This window comes from Streptomyces sp. NPDC006207 (genome assembly GCF_040613835.1).
GTDB lineage: Bacteria > Actinomycetota > Actinomycetes > Streptomycetales > Streptomycetaceae > Actinacidiphila.
The window spans coordinates 120,190-141,609 of sequence record NZ_JBEXSX010000019.1 but is presented as its reverse complement, the minus strand read 5'-3'; the positions used below and the strand labels follow the sequence as shown (position 1 = coordinate 141,609).

Genomic DNA, 21,420 nt, shown 5'->3' with positions numbered 1-21,420 from the left:
GCAGCTGCTCATCACCCGCGGCGCGCTGACCACCTTCTCCATCGCCAACGACGTGGCGAAGTACTTCGCGATCATCCCCGCGATGTTCGCGATCGTCTACCCGGGCCTGGACAAGCTCAACATCATGCAGCTGTCCTCGCCGCAGTCCGCGATCCTGTCCGCGGTCATCTTCAACGCGCTGATCATCATCGCCCTGGTGCCGCTCGCCCTGCGCGGCGTGCGCTACCGGCCCACCAGCGCCGACCGGATGCTCCGCCGGAACCTCGGGATCTACGGACTCGGCGGCCTGGTCGCCCCGTTCATCGGCATCAAGCTGATCGACATGCTCATCTCCCTGATCCCCGGAATCCACTGACGCGAGGCGTGCAGAGAACCATGAACACTTCCGTACGCAACTCCGCCCGGCTGCTCTGGAGCGCCCTGCGCGCGCTGCTGGTGCTGACCGTCGTCCTCGGCGTCGTCTACCCCGTCGCGGTGTGGGGGGTGGGCCAGGCGGCCTTCCACGACCAGGCCAACGGCTCCGAGGCGAAGGTGGGCGGCAAGGTCGTCGGCTCCACGCTGATCGGCCAGAACTTCACCACGGGCAAGGACTTCGCCCCGGACCCCAAGTGGTTCCAGCCGCGCCCCTCGGCGGCCGACGCGGGCGCCGGCGCCGGGCCGTACGACCCGACCTACACCAGCGCGTCCAACCTCGCGGTCACCAGCAAGACCCTCACCGACCTGGTGAAGGAGCGCAAGCAGGAGGTCGCCGCCTTCAACGGCGTCCCGCAGTCCAAGGTCCCCGCGGACGCGGTCCAGGCGTCCGGCTCCGGCCTCGACCCGGACATCTCCCCGGCGTACGCGGACATCCAGACCGCGCGCGTGGCCAAGGCCAACGGGCTGAGCACCACCGAGGTCGCCCGGCTGGTCAAGGAGCACACGGACGGACGGCAGTTCGGCATCCTCGGCCAGCCGACCGTCAACGTCCTGGAGCTCAACATCGCGCTGGAGAAGCTGGCCGGCTGACCCACCGCCGCCCCCACCCACCCGGCATCACGCCCGCCGGGTGGGCTTCGGCGCGCGCGGAGGACGCCCCGCGGCGCCGCCTGGTCGCCCGGCCCGTGGTGGCGGTTCCCGGCCGCCACGGCCGGCTACCTGGCGCCGACCGTCACGACGGTCGCCGTCCTCGGCCCCCCGCTTGAAGCACCGCCGCGCCCGGCCGTGCGCGCCCGCCGTCGTGGGGCCGGGGGGCGGGTCGCGTCAGGAAGGCGTCAAGCGCCGGGGGTCCGCCGTCAGGGGGCCGACAACGCAGGGTCCGGGACGGGGCCGGCGGGGAGACAGTGGAAGCACGGAGGGGAGGCCGGCGGAGGCCGCTCGGCGGTGCGGAGGGGGCTGCGGAATGGCGCACACCGTTACCGCTGAGGAGCGGCGGCAGGTGCCACCTGGTCCGGATCCGGACGGCGGTGGGGATTCCGGGTCAGGGAGACGGCACCGTGTTCCGCGCAGGCCTCCCCTCGGTGGGGGGTCGCCGGGCCGGCCGCGTCGCACGTTGACGGCGTCGCTGCGCGGCCGCCCCGGCACCGTACCCGCGCGGTTACGGCTGTTGCGGACGACGGCCCTCGCCGTGTGCGCCGCCCTGGCGGCGGTGCTCCTGGCGGGCGGTGCGTCGGCGGACGACTCCTGGTCGGCGATCCGCACGCACTCCGCGCCCCAGGTCACCAGCGCCGCGGGCCTGTACTTCGCGCTCAGCGACATGGACGCCCAGGTCGCCAACCAGCTCCTGACCCCCGGCGGCGGCGACGCCGCGAGGATCTACGGGCAGCGCCGCTCCGAAGCCGCCGGATACCTCCGCGACCTCGCGGAGGCCGCAGCGGGCGACCCGGCCGCCGAGCGGGAGGTCGCCGCCGCCATCCGCGACGTCGGCCGCTACGAGGAACGGGCCGCCAGGGCGCTGCTGCTCGGCGAGCGCTCCGACCGGGCCGCCGTCGATGCCTACCGCTCCGCGTCCGCCCTGATGCGCACCCGGCTGCTCCCCGAGGCCGACGCCCTGGTGACGGTCAACGACGCCTCCTTCGAGCGCGCCTACGGCCATGCGTACGACAGGGCCGGCGCCGTGCGCACGGCTGTCGTGTGCACCGGCCTCCTCCTGCTCGCGGTCCTCGTGGTGCTGCAGCTCTTCCTTGCTCGCCGCTTTCGGCGCGTGGTCAGCCCCGCGCTCACCGCCGCCACGCTGATCGCGCTCGCCGCGACCGCCGCCGGCACGGTGGGCCTGGGCGCCCAGCGGGACGACCTGACGGTGGCCCGCAGGGACGCCTTCGACTCCGTCCTCGCGCTCACCCGCGCCCGCTCGGTCGCCTACGACGCGAACGCCGACGAGTCGCGCTACCTCCTGGACCGGGCGCACGCCGCCGGGCACGAGGCGGACTTCCTCGACAAGAGCCAGAGGCTGGCGCGGCTGCCGGGCGTCGCCTCCGTCGACGACTACGACCCCGCCCTCGCCCGGGCCCTCGACGCCTACCGCGCGGATCCGGCGGACCTGCGCTTCACCGGCTTCCTCGGTGACGAGTTCCGCAACATCACCTTCCCCGGTGAGCGCCCCGCCGCCGAGCGGGCCCTGCTCCGCTACCAGGCGTACGAGCGGGACGACCGCACGATCCGGGCCCTGGCCGGGACCGGCCGGCTTCCCGCTGCCGTCGCGTACGGCACCGGCTACGGACCCGGGGAGTCGAACCACGACTTCGCGGCGTTCGACCGGGCGCTCGGCGAGGTCATCGCCATCAACTCCGCCGCCTACGAGCGGGCCGCCGCGGACGGCGCGGACCGGGCGCTGTCCGTCCCCCTGGGCCTCGCCGGGGCGCTGGTGGCCGCCGCGGCCCTGGTCGTCCTCGGCCTGAGGCCGCGGCTCGCGGAGTTCCGCTGACCGGGGGCGGCGGCACGAGGAGGGCGTCAAGGACGCGTCAACGTGCTCCCCGCAGGAACATCACGCCCGATTTGTCCGCTGCTGGGACCATAGGATTCCTAACGTCGGACGCGCCCGGAAGGGGCACGCCACGAGGCGGAACGTGGAGCCATGGCACGCGGGACTTTGCGGATATACCTGGGGGCGGCCCCGGGAGTGGGCAAGACCTACGCCATGCTCTCCGAGGCCCACCGGCGCCTGGAGCGCGGCACCGACGTCGTCGTCGCCTTCGTCGAGCACCACGACCGTGCCCGCACGGAGGTCATGCTGCACGGCCTGGAGGTCGTGCGGCGCAAGGAGATCGAGTACCGGGACACCGTCTTCACCGAGATGGACGTCGACGCGGTGCTCGCGCGCCGGCCCGAGGTCGCCCTCGTCGACGAGATGGCGCACACCAACATCCCGGGCAGCCGCAACGAGAAGCGCTGGCAGGACATCGAGGAACTGCTCCAGGCCGGCATCAACGTCATATCGACGGTGAACATCCAGCACCTGGAGTCGCTCGGCGACGTCGTCGAGTCGATCACCGGGGTACGTCAGCGCGAGACCGTGCCCGACGAGGTGGTCCGCCGCGCCGACCAGATCGAGCTGGTCGACATGTCGCCACAGGCGCTGCGCCGCCGCATGGCGCACGGCAACATCTACGCCTCCGACAAGGTCGACGCCGCCCTGTCCAACTACTTCCGGCCCGGCAACCTCACCGCGCTGCGCGAGCTGGCCCTGCTGTGGGTGGCCGACCGGGTCGACGAATACCTGCGGCAGTACCGCACCGACCACCGGATCTCCGCCACCTGGCAGGCCCGTGAGCGCATCGTGGTCGGCCTCACCGGCGGCCCCGAGGGGCGGACGCTGATCCGGCGCGCCGCCCGGATGGCCGCCAAGGGCTCGGGCGGGGAGATCCTCGCCGTCCACATCGCGCGCAGCGACGGCCTGACGGCCGGCTCGCCCAAGGAACTCGCCGTCCAGCGCACCCTCGTCGAGGACCTCGGCGGTTCCTTCCACCACGTCGTCGGCGACGACGTCCCCGGCGCCCTGCTGGACTTCGCCCGCGGGGTCAACGCCACCCAGGTCGTGCTCGGCACCAGCCGCCGGCCCGCGTGGCAGTACGTCTTCGGGCCGGGCGTCGGCGCGACCGTGGCCCGCGAGTCCGGGCCGGACCTCGACGTCCACATCGTCACCCACGAGCACGCCGCCAAGGGCCGGGGCCTGCCCGTGGCCCGCGGCGCCCAGCTCGGCCGCTCCCGGGTGATCGCCGGCTGGCTGACCGGTGTGCTCGGCCCCGCGCTGCTCTGCCTGGTGCTCACCCAGCTGCACCCCGCCCTGGGCATCGCCACCGACATGCTGCTGTTCATGACCCTGACGGTTGCGGCGGCCCTCGTCGGCGGCCTCTACCCGGCGCTGGTCTCGGCGGTCGGCGGCTCACTGCTGCTGAACTACTTCTTCGCCCCGCCCCTGCACACCTTCACCATCGCCCAGCCCGAGAACCTGATCGCCATCGTGATCTTCGTGCTGGTCGGCATCGCGGTGGCCTCCGTGGTGGACCTGGCGGCGCGCCGCACCCACCAGGCCGCCAGACTCCAGTCCGAGGCCGAGATCCTGTCGTACCTGGCCGGCAGCGTGCTGCGCGGCGAGCACTCCCTGGACGCCCTGCTGGAACGGGTCCGGGAGACCTTCGGCATGGAGGCCGTGTCGCTGCTGGAGCGGGCCAGCGAGCACGACGTGTGGACCTGCGCCGCCGGCGTCGGCAGCCGGCAGTGCCTGCGCCCCGAGGACGCGGACGTGGAGGTGCCGGTCAGCGACAACCTCTCGCTGGCCCTGGTCGGCCGGGTGCTGCCCGCCTCCGACCGCCGGGTGCTCTCCGCCTTCGCGGCCCAGGCCGCCGGCGTCCTGGACCGGCAGCGGCTGGAGGACGAGGCCGCCAGGGCCCACAAGCTCGCCGAGGGCAACCGCATCCGCACCGCCCTGCTCGCCGCCGTCTCGCACGACCTGCGCACCCCGCTCGCCGCCATCAAGGCGGCCGTCAGCTCGCTGCGCTCCGACGACGTCGCCTGGTCCGAGGAGGACGAGGCCGAGCTCCTGGAAGCCATCGAGGAGGGCGCGGACCGGCTCGACAACCTGGTCGGCAACCTCCTCGACATGTCGCGCCTGCAGACCGGCACGGTCACCCCGCTGATCCGCGAGGTGGACCTCGACGAGGTCGTTCCCAAGGCCCTGCGCGGAGTCCCCGACGGCAGCGTCACCCTGGACGTCCCCGAGACCCTCCCGATGGTCTCCGTAGACCCGGGGCTCCTCGAGCGCAGCGTCGCCAACATCGTCGAGAACGCCGTCAAGTACAGCCCCGCCGGCACCCGGGTGCTGGTCGCCGCCAGCGCCCTGGGCGGCCACGTCGACCTGCGCGTCGTCGACCGCGGGCCCGGTGTCCCCGACGTCGCCAAGGAACGGATCTTCGAGCCGTTCCAGCGGTACGGCGACGCCCCCCGCGGCAACGGAGTGGGCCTCGGCCTCGCGGTGGCCCGCGGCTTCGCCGACGCCATGGGCGCCACCCTCCAGCCCGAGGACACCCCGGGAGGCGGCCTGACGATGGTGCTCACCCTCCCGGCCGCGCCCGGCAGCGCCCCCGCCGCCCCGGACCTCCCGGCCGAGGCGACGACCTGACCGTGCCCGCACCGCACCCCCGCTCCACCCCCCTCACCGAGAAGGAAAGGCAGGCTCCATGAACCGGGTGCTCGTGGTCGACGACGAGCCGCAGATCGTGCGCGCTCTCGTGATCAACCTGCGGGCCCGCAAGTACGAGGTCGACGCCGCCCACGACGGCGCGACCGCGCTGCAGCTCGCCGCCGCCCGCCACCCCGACGTCATCGTGCTCGACCTCGGCCTGCCCGACATGGACGGCGTCGAGGTGATCCGCGGACTGCGCGGCTGGACCCGCGTGCCGATCATCGTGCTCTCCGCCCGCCAGGCCTCCGACGAGAAGGTCGAGGCCCTCGATGCGGGCGCCGACGACTACGTCACCAAGCCCTTCGGCATGGACGAGCTGCTGGCCCGGCTGCGCGCCGCCGTCCGCCGCGCCACGCCCGGTGGCCCCGAGGACGGCGCCGCGACCGTGGAGACCGAGTCCTTCACCGTCGACCTCGCCGCCAAGAAGGTCACCCGCGACGGCGCCGACGTCCGGCTCACGCCCACCGAGTGGCATCTGCTGGAGGTCCTGGTCCGCAACACCGGCCGTCTGGTCAGCCAGAAGCAGCTGCTCCAGGAGGTCTGGGGCCCGTCCTACGGCACTGAGAGCAACTACCTGCGGGTCTACATGGCGCAGTTGCGGCGCAAGCTGGAGGCCGACCCCGCGCACCCGCGGCACTTCATCACCGAGCCGGGCATGGGCTACCGCTTCGAGAAGTGATCGGTGATCCGTTCACCCGGGCCCGGTACCCTTCCAGGTATGAGTGGTACCACCCGTTCGGACCGGCCTGCCGGCCGCTTCCGCAGGATGCTCGACCGACTGTCCAGCTCCCAGGAGGAGCTGCACTCCGACGAGCTGCGGCAGGACACCGCGGACGTCGGGTGCACCCGGATCTGCGACTGCTCCGATCGCGACATAGTGACCGTGACCGGTACACTACGCGCTGTCACTCTGCGGCCGCGGGCCGGCGTGCCCGCCCTGGAGGCCGAGCTGTTCGACGGTTCCGCACCGCTGGACGTGGTGTGGCTGGGCCGGCGCAGCATCGTCGGCATCGAGCCGGGCCGCAGGATCATCGCGTCGGGGCGGATCGCCATGAACCGCGGCCGTCCGGTGCTGTTCAATCCCAAGTACGAGTTGCGTCCGGTCGGACAGGAGTAGCCGGTGGCGTCGATCGACAAGCGGACCGGGGCACAGCCCACGACCGGGACCGAGCACGGGCCGGAGCAGGACGCGGCCGCCTCGAAGGCGGCCGCCGACCATGCGCTCCTGGAGGCCTTCGGCGGCGTCTGGGGCATGATCGACACGACGGTGCCCGGCCTCGTCTTCGTCCTGATCTACACGATCAACCGGGACATCCACATCGCGGCCATCGCCGCCCTGGGCCTGTCGCTGGTGCTGGCACTGGCCCGCCTGGTGCGCCGGCAGACCCTCAAGCACGCCTTCAGCGGCGTCTTCGGCGTCGCCTTCGGCGCGGTGTTCGCGATGATGTCCGGCGACGCGAAGAACTTCTACCTGCCCGGCATGCTCTACACCCTCGGGCTCGCGGTCGCCTACGTGGTCTCCGCGCTGGTGAAGTACCCGCTGATCGGACTGCTGCTCGGCCCGATCCTCAAGGAGAACCTGTCCTGGCGGACGCGGAACCCGGGCCGGCTCGTCGCGTACACCAAGGCCACCTGGGCCTGGGGCGTCATCCTGCTGGTCAAGTCGGCGATCCTCTTCCCGCTCTACTTCTGGGGGAACGCCACCCAGCTCGGCTGGGTCAAGGTCGCCCTCGGCATCCCGCCGTTCCTGCTCTGCGTCTACCTGACCTGGATCTTCCTGGCCAAGGCGCCGCCGCCGATCGACGTGATCGCGGAGATGGAGGAGGCCGAGCGGGCCGAGAGGGCCGAGCGCGCCGCCGAGGAGGCCGCCAACCGCTGACCTGGCGCCCCGCGCCGACGGCAACGCACGAGGGGCGGCCGGAACCCACGGGTTCCGGCCGCCCCTCGTCGTACGGCCTGGACGTCCTACGCCCTACGCACCGGCCTCGGCGCTGCGCACCGAGAGCAGGTCCTCCAGTTGCTCCTCGCGGTGCGGGGCCGCGACGAACAGCAGCTCGTCGCCCGCCTCGAGCGCGTCGTCCTTGGAGGGGGTGAGCACGCGGTGGCCGCGGATGATCGTGACCAGCGAGGTGTCCTCCGGCCAGGCGACCTCCCCGACCCGGGTGCCCACCAGCGCGGCCTCCTCGGGGAGCGTCAGCTCGACCAGGTTCGCGTCGCCCTGGCTGAAGCGCATCAGCCGGACGAGGTCGCCGACGCTCACCGCCTCCTCCACCAGCGCCGACATCAGGCGCGGGGTGGAGACGGCCACGTCCACGCCCCAGGCCTCGTTGAACAGCCACTCGTTCTTGGGGTTGTTCACCCGTGCGACGACGCGCGGGACGCCGTACTCGGTCTTGGCGAGCAGCGAGACGACCAGATTGACCTTGTCGTCGCCCGTGGCGGCGATCACCACGTTGCATCGCTGCAGCGCGGCCTCGTCCAGCGACGTGATCTCGCAGGCGTCGGCCAGCAGCCACTCGGCCTGGGGCACCCGCTCCACCGAGATCGAGGTCGGGTTCTTGTCGATCAGCAGGACCTCGTGGCCGTTCTCCAGCAGCTCACCCGCGATCGAGCGGCCCACGGCCCCGGCCCCGGCAATGGCGACCCTCATCGGTGCGCCTCCTCAGGGCCCTTTGCGAACGCCGCTTCGACCTGTTCGACCTCGCCCGTGCGCATCATCACATGCACCAGGTCGCCTTCCTGCAGGACCGTCTCCGACGTGGGGAGCATCGCCTCGCCCAGCCGGGTGAGGAACGCCACGCGCACTCCGGTCTCCTCCTGGAGCCTGCTGATCTTGTGGCCGACCCAGGCGGTGTCCGTGTGCACCTCGGCGAGCTGCACACCCCCGCTCGGGTCGCGCCACAGCGGCTCCGCGCCGGACGGCAACAGGCGGCGCAGCATCTGGTCGGCCGTCCAGCGGACGGTGGCGACGGTGGGGATGCCCAGGCGCTGGTACACCTCCGCCCGCCGGGGGTCGTAGATCCGGGCGGCGACGTTCTCGATCCCGAACATCTCCCGGGCCACCCGGGCTGCGATGATGTTGGAATTGTCACCGCTGCTGACGGCCGCGAAGGCGCCCGCCTCCTCGATGCCGGCCTCGCGCAGCGTGTCCTGGTCGAATCCGACCCCGGTCACGCGGCGCCCGCTGAACCCGGAGCCCAGGCGGCGGAACGCCGTCGGGTCCTGGTCGATCACGGCCACTGTATGACCTTGCTGCTCAAGGGAGTGCGCGAGAGTGGAACCCACTCGCCCACACCCCATAATCACGACGTGCACGACCGTCCTTCCGGCTGTCAACAATTCCGGCCGATCCCCCTCAGGGTCTCAGACCGCGCCCAAAGCTACACACGCACGTAAGCCCTTGATAGGTGGGCGGGGGATCGGAAATCTTGACGATCCTCTAACATCGCGGGGTGTCCAAACTGACCGACCTTCCGAAACGGATCCTGATCGGGCGGGCGCTCCGCAGCGACAGGCTCGGAGAGACGCTCCTCCCGAAGAGGCTGGCGCTCCCCGTCTTCGCCTCCGACCCGCTGTCCTCCGTGGCGTACGCGCCCGGAGAGGTGCTCCTGGTCCTGTCGATCGCGGGAGTGTCGGCCTACCACTTCAGCCCCTGGATCGCGGTCGCGGTCGTCGTGCTGATGTTCACCGTCGTCGCCTCGTACCGGCAGAACGTGCACGCCTACCCCTCCGGCGGTGGCGACTACGAGGTCGCGACGACCAACCTCGGCCCGCGCGCCGGGCTCACCGTGGCCAGCGCGCTGCTGGTCGACTACGTCCTCACCGTGGCCGTGTCGGTCGCCTCCGGCGTGGAGAACCTCGGCTCCGCCGTGCCGTTCTTCGTCGAGCACAAGGTGCTGGGCGCCATCGGCATGATCGTCCTGCTCATGCTGATGAACCTGCGCGGCGTGCGTGAATCGGGCACGATCTTTGCCATCCCCACCTACGCCTTCGTCTTCGGCGTCTTCTGCATGCTGGCCTGGGGGATCTTCCGGATCGCGATCGGCGAGGAGATGCACGCGCCGACCGCCGGCTACACGATCAAGGCCGAGCACACCGGACTCGCGAGCTTCGCGCTCGTCTTCCTCCTGCTGCGGGCCTTCTCCTCCGGCTGTGCCGCGCTCACCGGCGTCGAGGCGATCAGCAACGGCGTGCCCGCCTTCCGCAAGCCGAAGTCCAAGAACGCCGCGACGACCTTGGCGCTGATGGGCGTCCTCGCCGTGACCATGTTCTGCGGCATCATCGCGCTCGCCCTCAACACCAACGTCCGCATGGCCGAGAACCCGGCCGCCGACCTGCTGGTGAACGGCAAGCCGGTCGGCCCCGGCTACACCCAGGACCCGGTGATCGCCCAGGTCGCCTCCGCCGTCTTCGGCGACGGGTCGATCCCCTTCATCTTCCTGGCCGGGGCCACGGCGCTGGTGCTCTTCCTGGCCGCCAACACCGCGTACAACGGCTTCCCCGTGCTCGGCTCGATCCTCGCCCAGGACCGCTACCTGCCGCGCCAGCTGCACACCCGCGGCGACCGGCTCGCCTTCAGCAACGGCATCGTGCTGCTCGCCGCCTTCGCGTGCGTACTGGTCTACATCTACGGGGCCGACTCGACGCGGCTGATCCAGCTGTACATCGTCGGCGTCTTCGTCTCCTTCACGCTCAGCCAGATCGGCATGGTCCGGCACTGGAACCGGCACCTGGCGACCGAGACCGACCCCGCCGTGCGCCGCCACATGGTCCGCTCCCGGGCGATCAACACCTTCGGCGCCTTCTTCACCGGGCTCGTCCTCGTCGTCGTGCTGCTGACCAAGTTCACGCACGGCGCCTGGGTCGCCGTCCTGGGCATGGTCCTCTTCTACGGCATGATGACGGCCATCCGGCGCCACTACGACCGGGTCTCCAGCGAACTCGCGGCCGCCGAGGAGCGCAGCGAGGAGGAGGTCAAGCCCTCCCGCGTGCACTCCATCGTCCTGGTCTCCAAGGTGCACAAGCCCACCCTGCGGGCCCTGTCGTACGCCAAGCTCTTCCGGTCGGACACGCTGGAGGCGCTCAGCATCAACGTGGACCCGGCGGACACCAAGGCGCTGCAGGCCGAGTGGCACCGCCGCGGCATCGAGGTGCCGCTGAAGGTGCTGGACTCGCCGTACCGCGAGATCACCCGGCCGATCATCGACTACGTCAAGAGCCTGCGCCGCAGCAGCCCGCGCGACGTCGTGTCGATCTTCATCCCGGAGTACGTGGTCGGCCACTGGTACGAGCACCTGCTGCACAACCAGAGCGCGCTGCGGCTCAAGGGCCGGCTGCTGTTCACCCCCGGCGTCATGGTCACCTCCGTGCCCTGGCAGCTGGAGTCCTCCGAGCGCGCCAAGCAGCGGGCCCGCAAGGGCGCCGAGTGGAACGCGCCTGGCTCCGTGCGCCGCGGCGAGGCAGGGCCGTCCAAGCGGCACCGGGAGCCCAGCGGGCGGGCGTGAACCCGGGGCGGCGGCGGGCCGTAGACTGGTGAGCTGCCGTCCTTCCCCGCCCCCTGCCCCCAGGAGCCTGTTCCGTCATGCAGCACCGTACGAAGGCCCCTGAGGCCGACGCCCTCGTCGGCGAGCGCTACGAGGTCGAGGTCGGCCCGGTGGCGCACGGCGGCCACTGCATCGCGAGGACGGTCCTGCCGGGCCACGACCGGCCGCAGGTGATCTTCGTCCGGCACACGCTCCCCGGCGAGCGGGTCATCGCCGAGATCACCGAGGGCGGCCCGGACTCGCGCTTCCTGCGCGCCGACGCCGTGGAGGTCCTGCAGGCCTCCCCGGACCGCGTGGAGGCGCCCTGCCCGTTCTCCGGCCCCGGCAAGTGCGGCGGCTGCGACTGGCAGCACGCCGCACCCGGCGCGCAGCGGCGGCTCAAGGTGCAGGTGATCACCGAGCAGCTCCAGCGGCTCGCCCACCTCACCCCCGAGGAGGCCGGCTGGGACGGCACCGTCGAACCCGCCCCCGGCGACAAGGTCGCCAAGGGCGAGGTCCCGGCCTGGCGCACCCGCGTCCAGTACGCCGTGGACGCCGACGGCCACGCGGGCCTGCGCCGCCACCGCTCGCACGAGGTCGAGCGCGTCGACCGCTGCCTGATCGCCGCCCCCGGCGTCCGCGAGCTGGGCGTGGAGTCCCGCGACTGGTCGGGCATCGCCTCGGTCGAGGCCATCGCCGCCACCGGCTCCTCCGACCGCCAGGTGATCCTCACCCCCCGCCCCGGCGGCCGCCTCCCCCTGGTCGAGCTGGACCGTCCCGTCTCCGTCCTGCGCGTCGACGAGCAGGACGGCGTCCACCGCGTGCACGGCCGCGGCTTCGTGCGCGAGCGCGCGATCGACCGCACCTGGCGCGTCGGCTCCGGCGGCTTCTGGCAGGTCCACCCCCAGGCCCCCGGGCTCCTGGTCGAGGCCGTCATGCAGGGCCTCATGCCGCGCAAGGGCGAGACCGCCCTGGACCTCTACTGCGGCGTGGGCCTGTTCGCGGGCGCCCTCGCCGAGCGGGTCGGCGAGACCGGCGCGGTGCTCGGCATCGAGTCCGGCAAGCGCGCCGTGGAGGACGCCCGGCACAACCTGGCCGACTTCGACCGCGTCCGCATCGAGCAGGGCAAGGTCGAGTCCGTACTGCCGCGCACCGGGATCACCGAGGCCGACCTCGTCGTCCTCGACCCGCCCCGCACCGGCGCCGGCCGCGCCACCGTGGAGCACGTCGCCTCCCTCGGCCCCCGCCGCATCGCCTACGTCGCCTGCGACCCCGCCGCCCTCGCCCGCGACCTCGGCTACTTCGCGGCGGCCGGGTACGCCCCGCGGCGGATGCGTGCGTTCGACCTCTTCCCGATGACGCACCACGTGGAGTGCGTGGCGATCCTGGAGCCGGTGCGAGAGGCCGTCTGAGCGGACGACGTTGGCCCCGGCCCACGTCGGGGCCGGCAGGAGGGTGACGCCACCCCCCGGAGTTCGCCAAATGTTGACGCGCGGACGCTCCGACGGCGGTGTGCCGCGACCGCGTTGTTGGTTAGGGTGGGCCGCACGGGCCGGTGGCTCCCGCGAGGGCCACGCCGGATACGACGGGGGGTCGTTGGTGGGGAGTTGGCGCCGGCAGGAGCCGAAGGCCGCAGCGGGCCCGGACGTCGGCCCGGCTCCGTTCACGCTCGACGTGCTGGTCATCGTGCCCGGTGGAGCCGTGCGCAGCCCGTGCGACTGACGATCCCGGCCATGCCGGCGGGCGGTGGCGAGGTGCGTCGCATCCGCCGGATGGTCTGCGACGGTGTGCGGGGTGTCCGGTTCGACCGCCGCCACGGAGGGGCCCGCGGCGCGGGTCCGGACCACCCGGTGGGCGGGTGAACCGCCGGCCGGGGCCCGCGGCGCTGCCTCCGTCGCTGCGTGGGTGGCTCGGGCCGATCGCGGCCCTCGCGGCGCTGATGGTCCTCGTGCTCGGGGTCCGGTACGCGGGCGACAGCGAGCCCAGCGCGGTGGACACGCGGATCATGGCGGCAGTGGACGGTGTGCGGGCGCCGTGGCACAACGTCGCTCTGGCCACGGACTTCCTGGGGGAGCCCGGGGGAGCGGTGATGCTGCTCGTGGCCACCGTGACGGGCTGCCTGCTGCTTCGGCGTCCTCGCGCGGCGGTGCTCGTCGTCGCCGGCGCGGGCCTGACCGTGGGGACGACGACGCTGCTCAAGTCCGTGGTGGGACGCACCATCCACGGCGCGAACCTGTCCTACCCGAGCGGGCACACCGCCTTCGCCACCGCGCTCGCCCTGGTGGTGGCGCTGCTCGCCGCCGACCGGCTCGGCCTCCGCAGGACAGCCGGCACGTCACTCGTGCTCGCCGCGGCGCTGGTCGCCGGTGCCGCCATGGGCTGGGCGCAGGTCGCCCTGGGCGCGCACTACCCGACCGACGCCCTCGGCGGTGGGTGCACCGCGCTGGCCGTGGTACCGGCGACCGCCTGGCTGGTCGACCGGATGGCCGACCGGCTGGCCGACGGGACGGCCGGCGAGACGGCCGGCGCCGGTCGGCTGGAGCGTCGCTGACGCCCTGTCAGGCCCGGCGGCGGAACACGGGTTTCACCGGTCGTCCGGTCAGCCAGGGGGTGGGGTCGGCGGCGTCCAGTGCCTTCCTGTACACCGCGCATGCCCCGGCCACCACGTCGACGGTGTGATCGATGTCGGCGTCGCTGAGCGCGCTGCTCACCACGAACGACGGGGCCAGCACCCCGCCGGCGAGGAGCCGGTGCAGGAACAGGGTGCGGTACTCCTGCGAGGGCCGCAGGTTCTCGTCGAGGGTGGCGAAGACCAGGTTGCTGGGCCGGCCCCGGACGACGATGTGGTCGCCGACGCCCATGGCGGCCGCGGCGTCGCGGACACCGGCGGCCAACCGCTCGCCCAGGGTGTGCAGCCGCGCGGTGACGCCCTCTTCGACGTAGGTGGTGAGCACGGCCATCGCGGCCGCCAGGGAGTGCGTCTCCGCACCGTGCGTGGTGGACAGCAGGAACACCCGGTCGCCGGGGTGCCGCAGCCCGCCCCGCTCCATCAGGTCGCGGCGCCCGGCCAGCGCGGAGACGGCGAATCCGTTGCCCAGCGCCTTGCCGAACGTGGAGAGGTCGGGGACGACGCCGTACAGGCCCTGGGCGCCCGCCTCGGACCAGCGGAAGCCGGTGATCATCTCATCGAAGATCAGTACGCAGCCGTGCCGGTCGGCCAGCTCGCGCAGGCCGGCGAGGTACCCCGGCGGCGGCTCGGTGTGGGTGGCGGGTTCGAGGATCAGGCAGGCGACCTCGCCCTGGTACCGGGTGAGCAGCTCCTCCGTGGCGGCCAGGTCCCCGTAGGGGAACGCCACGGTGAGCTCGTTGGTCGCCGCCGGAATGCCGGCGGACATCGGCGTGGTGCCGATGAACCAGTCGTCGACGGAGAAGAACGGATGGTCGGCGCAGAGGGCCACCCGCGGGCGCCCGGTGGCGGCGCGGGCGAGGCGCACCGCGGCGGTGGTGGCGTCCGAGCCGTTCTTGGCGAACTTCACCATCTCGGCGGTCGGCACCGTGGCCAGGAAGCGTTCCGCGGCTTCGACCTCCACGATGGACGGCCGGACGAAGTTGCTGCCGCGGTCGAGTTCCCGCCGCACCGCCTCGATCACGCGTGGGTGGGCGTGGCCGAGGCTGACCGACCGCAGGCCGGAGCCGTACTCGACGTAGCGGTTGCCGTCGACGTCCCACACGTGGGCACCGTGGCCGTGGCTGATGACCGGAGCCAGGTTCTCGGGGTACTGGTCGTCGCCCTTGGCGTAGGTGTGCGCGCCCCCGGGGATCATGGTGTGCAGCCGCTCGTTCGCCATCCGCGACCGGGGCAGGAGGAACTCTCCGGTGTCTTCGGTGTACACGCCGACCTCAACTTTCCAGGTGCTTGAGGACCTCGGCGAGGCTCGGCGCCTCCCGGTCCCGCTGGGACATCGATGTGACCGGCAGCGGCCAGGCAATGGCGAGCTCCGGGTCGTCGAAGGCGATCGTCACGTCCTCGGCCGGATCGTGCGGGCGGTCGATCCGGTACGAGGTGTCGGCGGTGTCGGTCAGCGCCTGGAAGCCGTGTGCGCACCCCGCCGGGATGTACAGGGACACCTGCGTCTCGCCGGACAGCTCGAAGGTGGCCCGGTTGCGGTACGTCGGCGAGTCCGGCCGCAGGTCCACGACGACGTCGAAGATCCTCCCGTACGAGCACCGCACCAACTTGGCCTCGCCGGCGCCGGAGCGCAGGTGCAGGCCGCGCAGCACGCCCCGGACCGAGCGGGACAGGCTGTCCTGGACGAAGGCGTCCGGGTCGAGGCCCACCGAGCGGACCACGTCGGTGTCGAAGGTGCGGCAGAAGAAGCCGCGTTCGTCGGCGTACGGCGTCGGTTCGAAGAGGTACGCGCCGGTGATCTCCGGGACTTGGGTCGCCTTCATGGGGCCTTCCGCGAGGTGTGGGGGTGGCCGGCCGCAGGGAACAGGGCCGCGGTCAAGGAGTGGAACTGGTGCTGGAGCCGCAGGGCGGCGGCCAGGTTCCGCTCGGTCAGGGTCCGCCGCAGCTCGGCCGAACGCTTCTCCAGGGCACGGAACTGTTCGAGCAGCCGGTCGGCGTCGACCTCGCGCGCCGGGTGGCAGTACGCGCCGAGGCCCATCTCCGCCATGAGCGCGTCGCTCTTCGCCGCGTAGCTGAGGGCGAGCACCGGCGTACCGGTCTTCAGCGCGCAGATCAGGTTGTGGTAGCGGGCCGCCACCACGGTGTCGGCAGCCGCCATCTCCTTCATCAGGTCGGCCAGTGAGGACGGCTCGGCGGCGGTGACCAGCGGCGAGTCCACCGCGTCGAGGATCGCGGCGACCACCGACGTGTCGCACTGGTCACCGGTGAGCAGCCGGACGGCCCGGTCCTCCTCGACGAGCGTGCGGACGAACCGGATCGTCCCGTCGAGGTAGCGCCGGTGTATCTCGTCGGCCCGGGCACGATCGTCGTTGCCGCCGTGGAAGTCCATGACGCCGACGCAGACCGGGCCCTGAGGCGCCGACGGGTCCGAGAGCTTGCCGGGTCCGCCCGACCCTGGCGCCGGCAGGGCGAAGGCGAGGTCCGGGTAGACCTCGTCGCGCGCGGTGTCCACGCCCATCGCCCGCATCGCCTCGCGGGACTGCGCGTCCCGGTACGACCGGTAGGCGGCCAGCCGCGCCGACCAGCGCACCAGGGCCCGGGTCGGCCGGTCGCCGATCGTCGCGGCGCCGACGCTGACCAGCGCCACCCGGGTGCGCAGCAGCCGGCCACTGGCGCAGAGCAGGAACAGCGAGTACGGGAAGCCCCACGGCCGCAGCGGCAGCGTGGCCTCCAGGACGCCCATGCCCGGGACGATCACCACGTCGTGCCGGCGCACCCAGGCGGCGGTGCGGAAGACGTCGACGAGTTTGCCCAGGCCCTTCCCCGCGACCGCGCCCGCACGCGAGGCGGTCCGGTACTCCCCGCGGTACCAGTGCAGCCGCGTCGCGGGGATCCCGAACCGGGTCGTCACGGTCTCGGGTCCGCCGCACAGCGCGTCCACGACCGCGTCCGGGTGTTCGGCGCGGAGGTACCCGAGGACGGCTTCGAGCGAACCGTCGTTGCCGAGGTTGCCCGAGCCGAGCAGGCCGAACACCCCGACGCGCACCGGGGCCCCGGCCGTGGCCGTCACGTGCGCCTCCCCTCACGGCCGGCGACGAGGGCGTCGACGGAGACGGTGAGCAGACCCGGGTCGACCGGGGCGCGGTCCTCGACCCGTTCGCCGGCGCCCGGCCGGACCCGGCTGGTCATCCAGGCGGCCAGGTGGCGGTAGCACGCACGCCGGTCGGCCGGGGACAACGGCGCGCGCCAGATCGCCGAGGCGAAGCCCCAGACGTACTCTGCGAGCAGCCGGGGCGTCGGGTGCAGCAGGCCTGCCCGGCGCGGGTCCAGGTTGACGCACCGGGAGCGCTTGGAAGGGTTCGCCCGCTCGGCGCGGGTGGGGTGGTCGCGGCGGAAGTACAGCAGCTCCGGCACCTGGTGGAAGGGCCCGTGCAGGCCGATCTCGCTGACGAACGTGCGGTCCGCGTGGTGGTAGCTGTCGTGCGGCTTCACCCGGCGCAGCACGTCGGCACGCATCACCCCGTAGAAGTCGTCGCCGCCGGGCTCGAACAGCATGCTGCGGAATCGCTCCGGCGCGTGCGGCGAGCCGGTGGCGAGCGTGTACTCGTACGGGACCTTCACCTTGCCCTCGGCGTCGATGACCGCCTGGTCGGCGTGCGCCAGGATCACGTCCGGCCGTTCGTCGAGCGCCTCCACGCAGCGCCGCAGCAGGTCCCGGGCGTACAGGTCGTCGTGCGAGGCCCACTTGAACAGCTCGCCGCGGCATTCGGTGAACACGTGGTTGTGGTTCGGCGCGGCGCCGATGTTCCGGGTCAGCCGGAGGTACCGGATGCGCGAGTCCCGCGCGGCGTACTTGCGGCAGATCTCCTGGGTTCCGTCGGTGGAGGCGTTGTCGGAGATGACCAGCTCGAAGTCCTCGTAGGTCTGGCCGAGCAGGGCGTCGAGCGACTCGGCCAGGTACTCCTCGCCGTTGTACACGGGCAGGCCGATGCTCAGCCTGGGTTGGGCGGTCATGAGGTCCTCACTTCGGGGATGGGATCGCGGTGGTGCTCGCGCAGGGCGGACCGCAGTTGCAGCCACCACACGGCCGAGCTGCCGACGGTCGCGGCGGCGACGCCCCAGGCCGAGCCGACCGTGCCGGCGGCGGCGGCCCCGCCGAGCCCGCCGCTGACGTAGCAGGCGGAGGCGAACAGCTGGCAGCGCAGGCTGCGCCGGGCCGCGCCGAGCGCGCGCAGCCCGGCCGCCGCGCCGGTGCCCAGGCCCGCGCCCGCGACGCCGAGGGTGACCGGCACGATGAGTTGCGAGGCGGAGTGCCAGACTCCGCCGAGCAACAGCTCGCCGAGACGGCCGGGGACCAGCAGCAGCGCCGAGCCCCAGAGCAGAGCGGCGGCGGCCTGCCCCCCGCCCAGCAGGAGGCAGAACGTGCCGAGCCGGTGCGGGGCCCGCCGTAGCACCCGGGCCGCCTCCGGGACGGTGACGAGCGAGAGCCCCATGAGCACCGCCAGGAACGGGCCGAGCAGGAGCTCTGCGCCCCGCACCGCACCCACCGCGCTCACCCCGACGATCGCGCCGAGCCCGTACGCCCGCAGCTGGCTCGCACCGCTGAGGCTGACGTTCTCGACCAGGTACCGGTAGCCGAGGTCGCGCTGCTCGCGGAGCCACCCGCGCGCCTCGGTCAGCCGCGGCCGGATGCCGGACTGGAGGTAGCCGTACCCGGCCGCCACCGTGGCGGACGCGCCCCAGGCGAGCACGAAGGCCGCCACGCTGCCCGCACGGGCCGCCACCACCATGGCCGGGACGAGGGCGACTCCCCACACGACGTCGTTGACGAACGCCTTCCGCCCGGTGCCGGCGGCGAAGAACGAGAACCGCCAGGCGTCCTGGAGCAGCAGCCCCGGCAACACGACACCAAGGGCGGCGAACGCGGGCCCCACCCGGCCGCCGAGGCCGAGCCCGGCCACCAGGCACGCCGCGCCGATGGCCGCACCGACGCCGAGTGCGGTACCCGTCGACCGGGCCACCGCCCCGCGCCAGGACGCGTCCGGCACCCCGCTGAAGCGCACCACGAGCGGATCGGTGGCCAGCCCGCGGGAGACGTTGAGCACCACGCCGTACGTCACCCAGGCGAGGCTGAACACGCCGAACGCGGTCACCCCCAGCGAGCGGGCCACGTAGACGCCCACCACGAAGTTGCTCACGCTGGAGGCCGCCTGGTCGGCCAGTCCCCAGGACAGCCGGCCGACCAGGGCCCGCCTGGCGGACCGGGCCGCTGGCGCCGTCGTCCGCGGATTCTCCCCCTCGGTGGTCATCGGTGTCATGCCTTGATCAGCCCGGCGTCGTGCAGGGCGCCGGCCGCGGCGGCGACGGTGTCGAACGGCAGCCCGGACCGTTCGGCGACGTCCAGCAGACTGCGCTCGCCGTCGGAGAGGCTGAGCACCCAGAGCATGGCCATCTGGGCCTGCTGCGCGTCGCTGCGGCCGCCGAGCGAGTCGTACAACCCGCGCCGGCCCAGCTGTGGCTCGCCGTAGGGGCTGAGGTTGACGTACCGCCGGTTGCGGTCGAGCACGGCGAACGCCTCGCGGCAGACCGCGAGGGTGTCCGCCATCGCCTGCGGGGAGACGAAGTCCGGGTTGTCCGCCGAGGTGTGGTATTCGGGGTAGCCGGCGTACGGGGTCCGGCTGAGCGATCCCACGCCGAGGTCGAACCCGGGCGAGCAGTACTGCCGCTCGTCGTAGCCGTACGGGGTGAACTCCTTGACGTGGTGCGGCCGTTCGGAGGTGGTCAGGACATGTCGCATCACCCGGTCGATCTCCGCGTCACCGCGTCTGCTCTGCTTGTACGTCAGCCGGCCCGGGTCCCCGGCGCAGGCCAGTACGAGCCCGTGCTTGACCCGGTCCACCCGCTCCGCGTTGCGGGCCAGCCAGGTGATCGCCCCGATGGTGCCGGGCGCGTAGATGAACCGGTAGGTGTAGTACGGCGTCTCCTGTGCCAGCGCGCGGGCCAGGAACGTCGCCACCGCGATGCCGGCCAGGTTGTCGTTGGCCAGCGACGGGTGGCAGACGTGGCAGGAGACGATCACCTCGTCGGGGACCTGCCCGGGGACCACGTGCTCGGCGTAGGTGAGGTGACCGTCCGCGAGCGTGGAGTCGATACGGACCTCGTACTCGCCGTCTGGCAGCGCGTCCAGGGTCTCCTGCGCCAGGCAGAATCCCCATTCCGGCTTGTAGTAGCTGGTGCGGTACGGCACCCAGGCCGGGTGCTCCGGCAGGGTGTGCAGATGCGACCGCAGCTCGGCCAGCGGCATGGTCGCCGACACCGGCACGCTGTAGCCGAGCACGTGCAGGCTCGACGCGGCGAAGTCGACGACCCGGTTGCCGCCGGCGTCGGCGACGTACGCGTCACGGATGTTCCACTCCTGCGGCACCGTCCAGTCGAGCACCTGCGTGCCGGTCGGCACCTCGTGCACCTGCAGCGGGACGTACTCGCCGACGATCTCCAGGGTGGCGCGCACACCGTCGCCGGTGATGCTCCGGCACAGCGGGTACAGCCGCTCCACCAGCGCGTGCATCTCCTCGCCGACTGCGGTCATCGGCGCCACCGCAGGGTGTCGTCGACCTCGCCGGCGTCGGACGCCGCGCGCAGCACGGCGAGCCGGGTGAAGCGCTGCTCGAAGTCCTCCCGGGTCAGGTCGAACTTCCGGTAGGCGTCGGCGAGTTCGAGCGCGCCCTGCTTGACCGTCCACTCGCAGTCGAATCCGGGGATCGCGGCGCGGAACCGGGAGAAGTCCACCCGGTACGACCGCGGATCGGCACCGGTCTCGCCCGTGATCACCACCTTCGCGCCGGACACCGCCTCGGCGACCTGCCCGGCGATCTCGGCGACCGTGACGTTGTTGACCTCGCTGCCGATGTTGAACGCGCGGTCGTGCACCGCCTCGCGCGACGCGGTCAGCGCGGCCGTGAAGGCCCGTGCGATGTCGGCGGCGTGCACCAGCGGGCGCCAGGGGGTGCCGTCGGAGAGCACGAGGACCTCGCCGGACAGGAGCGCGTGGCCCACCAGGTTGTTCAGCACGATGTCGGCGCGCAGCCGGGGCGAGTAGCCGAAGGCGGTGGCGTTGCGCATGAACACCGGGGTGAAGTCGCCGTCGGCCAGCTCGTGCAGGTCGTCCTCCACGCGCACCTTGGACTCCGCGTACGGCGTCACCGGGCGCAGCGGGGCGTCCTCGGCCACCAGGTCGCCGCCGCCGGCGGCGCCGTAGACGGAGCAGGTCGACGCGTACAGGAAGCGCCGCACCCCGGCGTCGCGGGCCAGCCGGGCCAGGTGCACGGAGGCCTGGTGGTTGATGTCGTAGGTGAGTTCCGGCGCCAGCGACCCCAGCGGGTCGTTGGAGAGCGCGGCCAGGTGGATCACGGCGTCCACCCCGGCCACGTGATCGGCCGTGACGTCGCGCAGGTCCACCCGGTGCCCCGGCGGGTCCGCGGGCGCCGGGCCCAGCACGCAGTCGGCGAACAGGCCGGCGTCCAGACCGACGACCTCGTGCCCGGCGGCCGCCAGGACCGGGGCCATCACGGTGCCCAGGTAGCCCTGGTGTCCGGTCAGCAGTACGCGCAAGG

General features: G+C 72.8%; 18 protein-coding genes and 1 pseudogene. 10 read left to right on the top strand and 9 right to left on the bottom strand.

The features are described from left to right. From ABZ312_RS17875 to ABZ312_RS17845, 7 genes and pseudogenes are all read left to right on the top strand, one after another. Positions 1-355: pseudogene (locus tag ABZ312_RS17875) on the top strand (potassium-transporting ATPase subunit B); the annotation flags it as partial. Between the two features lie 20 nt (positions 356-375). Then, the gene (gene kdpC, locus ABZ312_RS17870) at positions 376-1,005 is read left to right on the top strand and encodes a potassium-transporting ATPase subunit KdpC (protein ID WP_500438126.1); all 630 of its coding nucleotides are present in this window, start codon (positions 376-378) and stop codon (positions 1,003-1,005) included. Between the two features lie 577 nt (positions 1,006-1,582). Further along, entirely contained in the window at positions 1,583-2,899 is a 1,317-nt protein-coding gene (locus ABZ312_RS17865) for a GlnX family signal transduction membrane protein (RefSeq protein ID WP_500438124.1), read from the top strand. Between the two features lie 150 nt (positions 2,900-3,049). After that, positions 3,050-5,593, top strand: a complete 2,544-nt coding sequence (locus tag ABZ312_RS17860; RefSeq protein WP_500321909.1) for a DUF4118 domain-containing protein — start codon at positions 3,050-3,052, stop codon at positions 5,591-5,593. Positions 5,594-5,651: 58 nt separating this feature from the next. Continuing rightward, the gene (locus ABZ312_RS17855) at positions 5,652-6,335 is read left to right on the top strand and encodes a response regulator (RefSeq protein WP_500321908.1); all 684 of its coding nucleotides are present in this window, start codon (positions 5,652-5,654) and stop codon (positions 6,333-6,335) included. A gap of 39 nt (positions 6,336-6,374) precedes the next feature. Further along, entirely contained in the window at positions 6,375-6,773 is a 399-nt protein-coding gene (locus ABZ312_RS17850; protein ID WP_500321907.1) for an OB-fold nucleic acid binding domain-containing protein, read from the top strand. 3 nt (positions 6,774-6,776) lie between these two features. Further along, the gene (locus ABZ312_RS17845) at positions 6,777-7,535 is read left to right on the top strand and encodes a DUF3159 domain-containing protein (protein WP_500438122.1); all 759 of its coding nucleotides are present in this window, start codon (positions 6,777-6,779) and stop codon (positions 7,533-7,535) included. 93 nt (positions 7,536-7,628) lie between these two features. Here ABZ312_RS17845 and ABZ312_RS17840 read toward each other — a convergent pair whose 3' ends face one another. Then, positions 7,629-8,306, bottom strand: coding sequence for a potassium channel family protein (locus ABZ312_RS17840; protein WP_499514519.1), 678 nt, complete (start codon positions 8,304-8,306; stop codon positions 7,629-7,631). Then, the gene (locus ABZ312_RS17835; RefSeq protein WP_026251763.1) at positions 8,303-8,971 is read right to left on the bottom strand and encodes a potassium channel family protein; all 669 of its coding nucleotides are present in this window, start codon (positions 8,969-8,971) and stop codon (positions 8,303-8,305) included. The genes ABZ312_RS17840 and ABZ312_RS17835 overlap by 4 nt, the downstream gene beginning before the upstream one ends. A 137-nt stretch (positions 8,972-9,108) precedes the next feature. On the opposite strand from ABZ312_RS17835, the gene ABZ312_RS17830 reads away from it, so the two are divergent. From ABZ312_RS17830 to ABZ312_RS17820, 3 genes are all read left to right on the top strand, one after another. Beyond that, positions 9,109-11,160 (top strand): APC family permease, encoded by a 2,052-nt coding sequence (locus ABZ312_RS17830; RefSeq protein ID WP_500321904.1) that lies wholly within the window; start codon positions 9,109-9,111, stop codon positions 11,158-11,160. Positions 11,161-11,237: 77 nt separating this feature from the next. Beyond that, positions 11,238-12,590, top strand: a complete 1,353-nt coding sequence (locus tag ABZ312_RS17825; RefSeq protein WP_500321903.1) for a class I SAM-dependent RNA methyltransferase — start codon at positions 11,238-11,240, stop codon at positions 12,588-12,590. 446 nt (positions 12,591-13,036) lie between these two features. Continuing rightward, positions 13,037-13,729, top strand: coding sequence for a phosphatase PAP2 family protein (locus tag ABZ312_RS17820; RefSeq protein WP_500438121.1), 693 nt, complete (start codon positions 13,037-13,039; stop codon positions 13,727-13,729). A 7-nt stretch (positions 13,730-13,736) separates the two neighbouring features. On the opposite strand, the gene ABZ312_RS17815 is transcribed toward ABZ312_RS17820, so the two are convergent. The 7 genes from ABZ312_RS17815 to ABZ312_RS17785 are packed head-to-tail and all read right to left on the bottom strand — an operon-like array spanning position 13,737 to position 21,418. After that, positions 13,737-15,071: a glutamate-1-semialdehyde 2,1-aminomutase gene (locus tag ABZ312_RS17815; RefSeq protein WP_500438119.1), complete on the bottom strand. Its 1,335-nt coding sequence runs from the start codon at positions 15,069-15,071 to the stop codon at positions 13,737-13,739. 7 nt (positions 15,072-15,078) lie between these two features. Beyond that, the gene (gene rfbC / locus ABZ312_RS17810; RefSeq protein ID WP_500321898.1) at positions 15,079-15,630 is read right to left on the bottom strand and encodes a dTDP-4-dehydrorhamnose 3,5-epimerase; all 552 of its coding nucleotides are present in this window, start codon (positions 15,628-15,630) and stop codon (positions 15,079-15,081) included. Continuing rightward, a complete protein-coding gene (locus ABZ312_RS17805) occupies positions 15,627-16,877 on the bottom strand; it encodes a polysaccharide pyruvyl transferase family protein (protein WP_500438117.1) in 1,251 nt (416 codons plus the stop codon). Before ABZ312_RS17805 ends, rfbC begins: the two co-directional genes overlap by 4 nt. Continuing rightward, entirely contained in the window at positions 16,874-17,821 is a 948-nt protein-coding gene (locus ABZ312_RS17800) for a glycosyltransferase family 2 protein (RefSeq protein WP_500438116.1), read from the bottom strand. The genes ABZ312_RS17805 and ABZ312_RS17800 overlap by 4 nt, the downstream gene beginning before the upstream one ends. Next, a complete protein-coding gene (locus ABZ312_RS17795; RefSeq protein ID WP_500321893.1) occupies positions 17,818-19,116 on the bottom strand; it encodes a hypothetical protein in 1,299 nt (432 codons plus the stop codon). Before ABZ312_RS17795 ends, ABZ312_RS17800 begins: the two co-directional genes overlap by 4 nt. 5 nt (positions 19,117-19,121) lie before the next feature. Beyond that, positions 19,122-20,405 (bottom strand): DUF4910 domain-containing protein, encoded by a 1,284-nt coding sequence (locus tag ABZ312_RS17790; RefSeq protein ID WP_500321892.1) that lies wholly within the window; start codon positions 20,403-20,405, stop codon positions 19,122-19,124. After that, positions 20,393-21,418, bottom strand: a complete 1,026-nt coding sequence (locus ABZ312_RS17785; RefSeq protein WP_500438114.1) for an NAD-dependent epimerase/dehydratase family protein — start codon at positions 21,416-21,418, stop codon at positions 20,393-20,395. Before ABZ312_RS17785 ends, ABZ312_RS17790 begins: the two co-directional genes overlap by 13 nt. Positions 21,419-21,420 lie beyond the last annotated feature (2 nt).

Excerpts from the sequence above, each read along its gene's own strand:
- ABZ312_RS17800 (WP_500438116.1), bottom strand. The coding sequence starts at position 17,821 with ATGACCGCCCAACCCAGGCTGAGCATCGGCCTGCCCGTGTACAACGGC.
- ABZ312_RS17840 (WP_499514519.1), bottom strand. The coding sequence starts at position 8,306 with ATGAGGGTCGCCATTGCCGGGGCCGGGGCCGTGGGCCGCTCGATCGCG.
- ABZ312_RS17795 (WP_500321893.1), bottom strand. The coding sequence starts at position 19,116 with ATGACCACCGAGGGGGAGAATCCGCGGACGACGGCGCCAGCGGCCCGG.
- kdpC (WP_500438126.1), top strand. The coding sequence starts at position 376 with ATGAACACTTCCGTACGCAACTCCGCCCGGCTGCTCTGGAGCGCCCTG.
- ABZ312_RS17825 (WP_500321903.1), top strand. The coding sequence starts at position 11,238 with ATGCAGCACCGTACGAAGGCCCCTGAGGCCGACGCCCTCGTCGGCGAG.
- ABZ312_RS17855 (WP_500321908.1), top strand. The coding sequence starts at position 5,652 with ATGAACCGGGTGCTCGTGGTCGACGACGAGCCGCAGATCGTGCGCGCT.
- ABZ312_RS17860 (WP_500321909.1), top strand. The coding sequence starts at position 3,050 with ATGGCACGCGGGACTTTGCGGATATACCTGGGGGCGGCCCCGGGAGTG.
- rfbC (WP_500321898.1), bottom strand. The coding sequence starts at position 15,630 with ATGAAGGCGACCCAAGTCCCGGAGATCACCGGCGCGTACCTCTTCGAA.
- ABZ312_RS17850 (WP_500321907.1), top strand. The coding sequence starts at position 6,375 with ATGAGTGGTACCACCCGTTCGGACCGGCCTGCCGGCCGCTTCCGCAGG.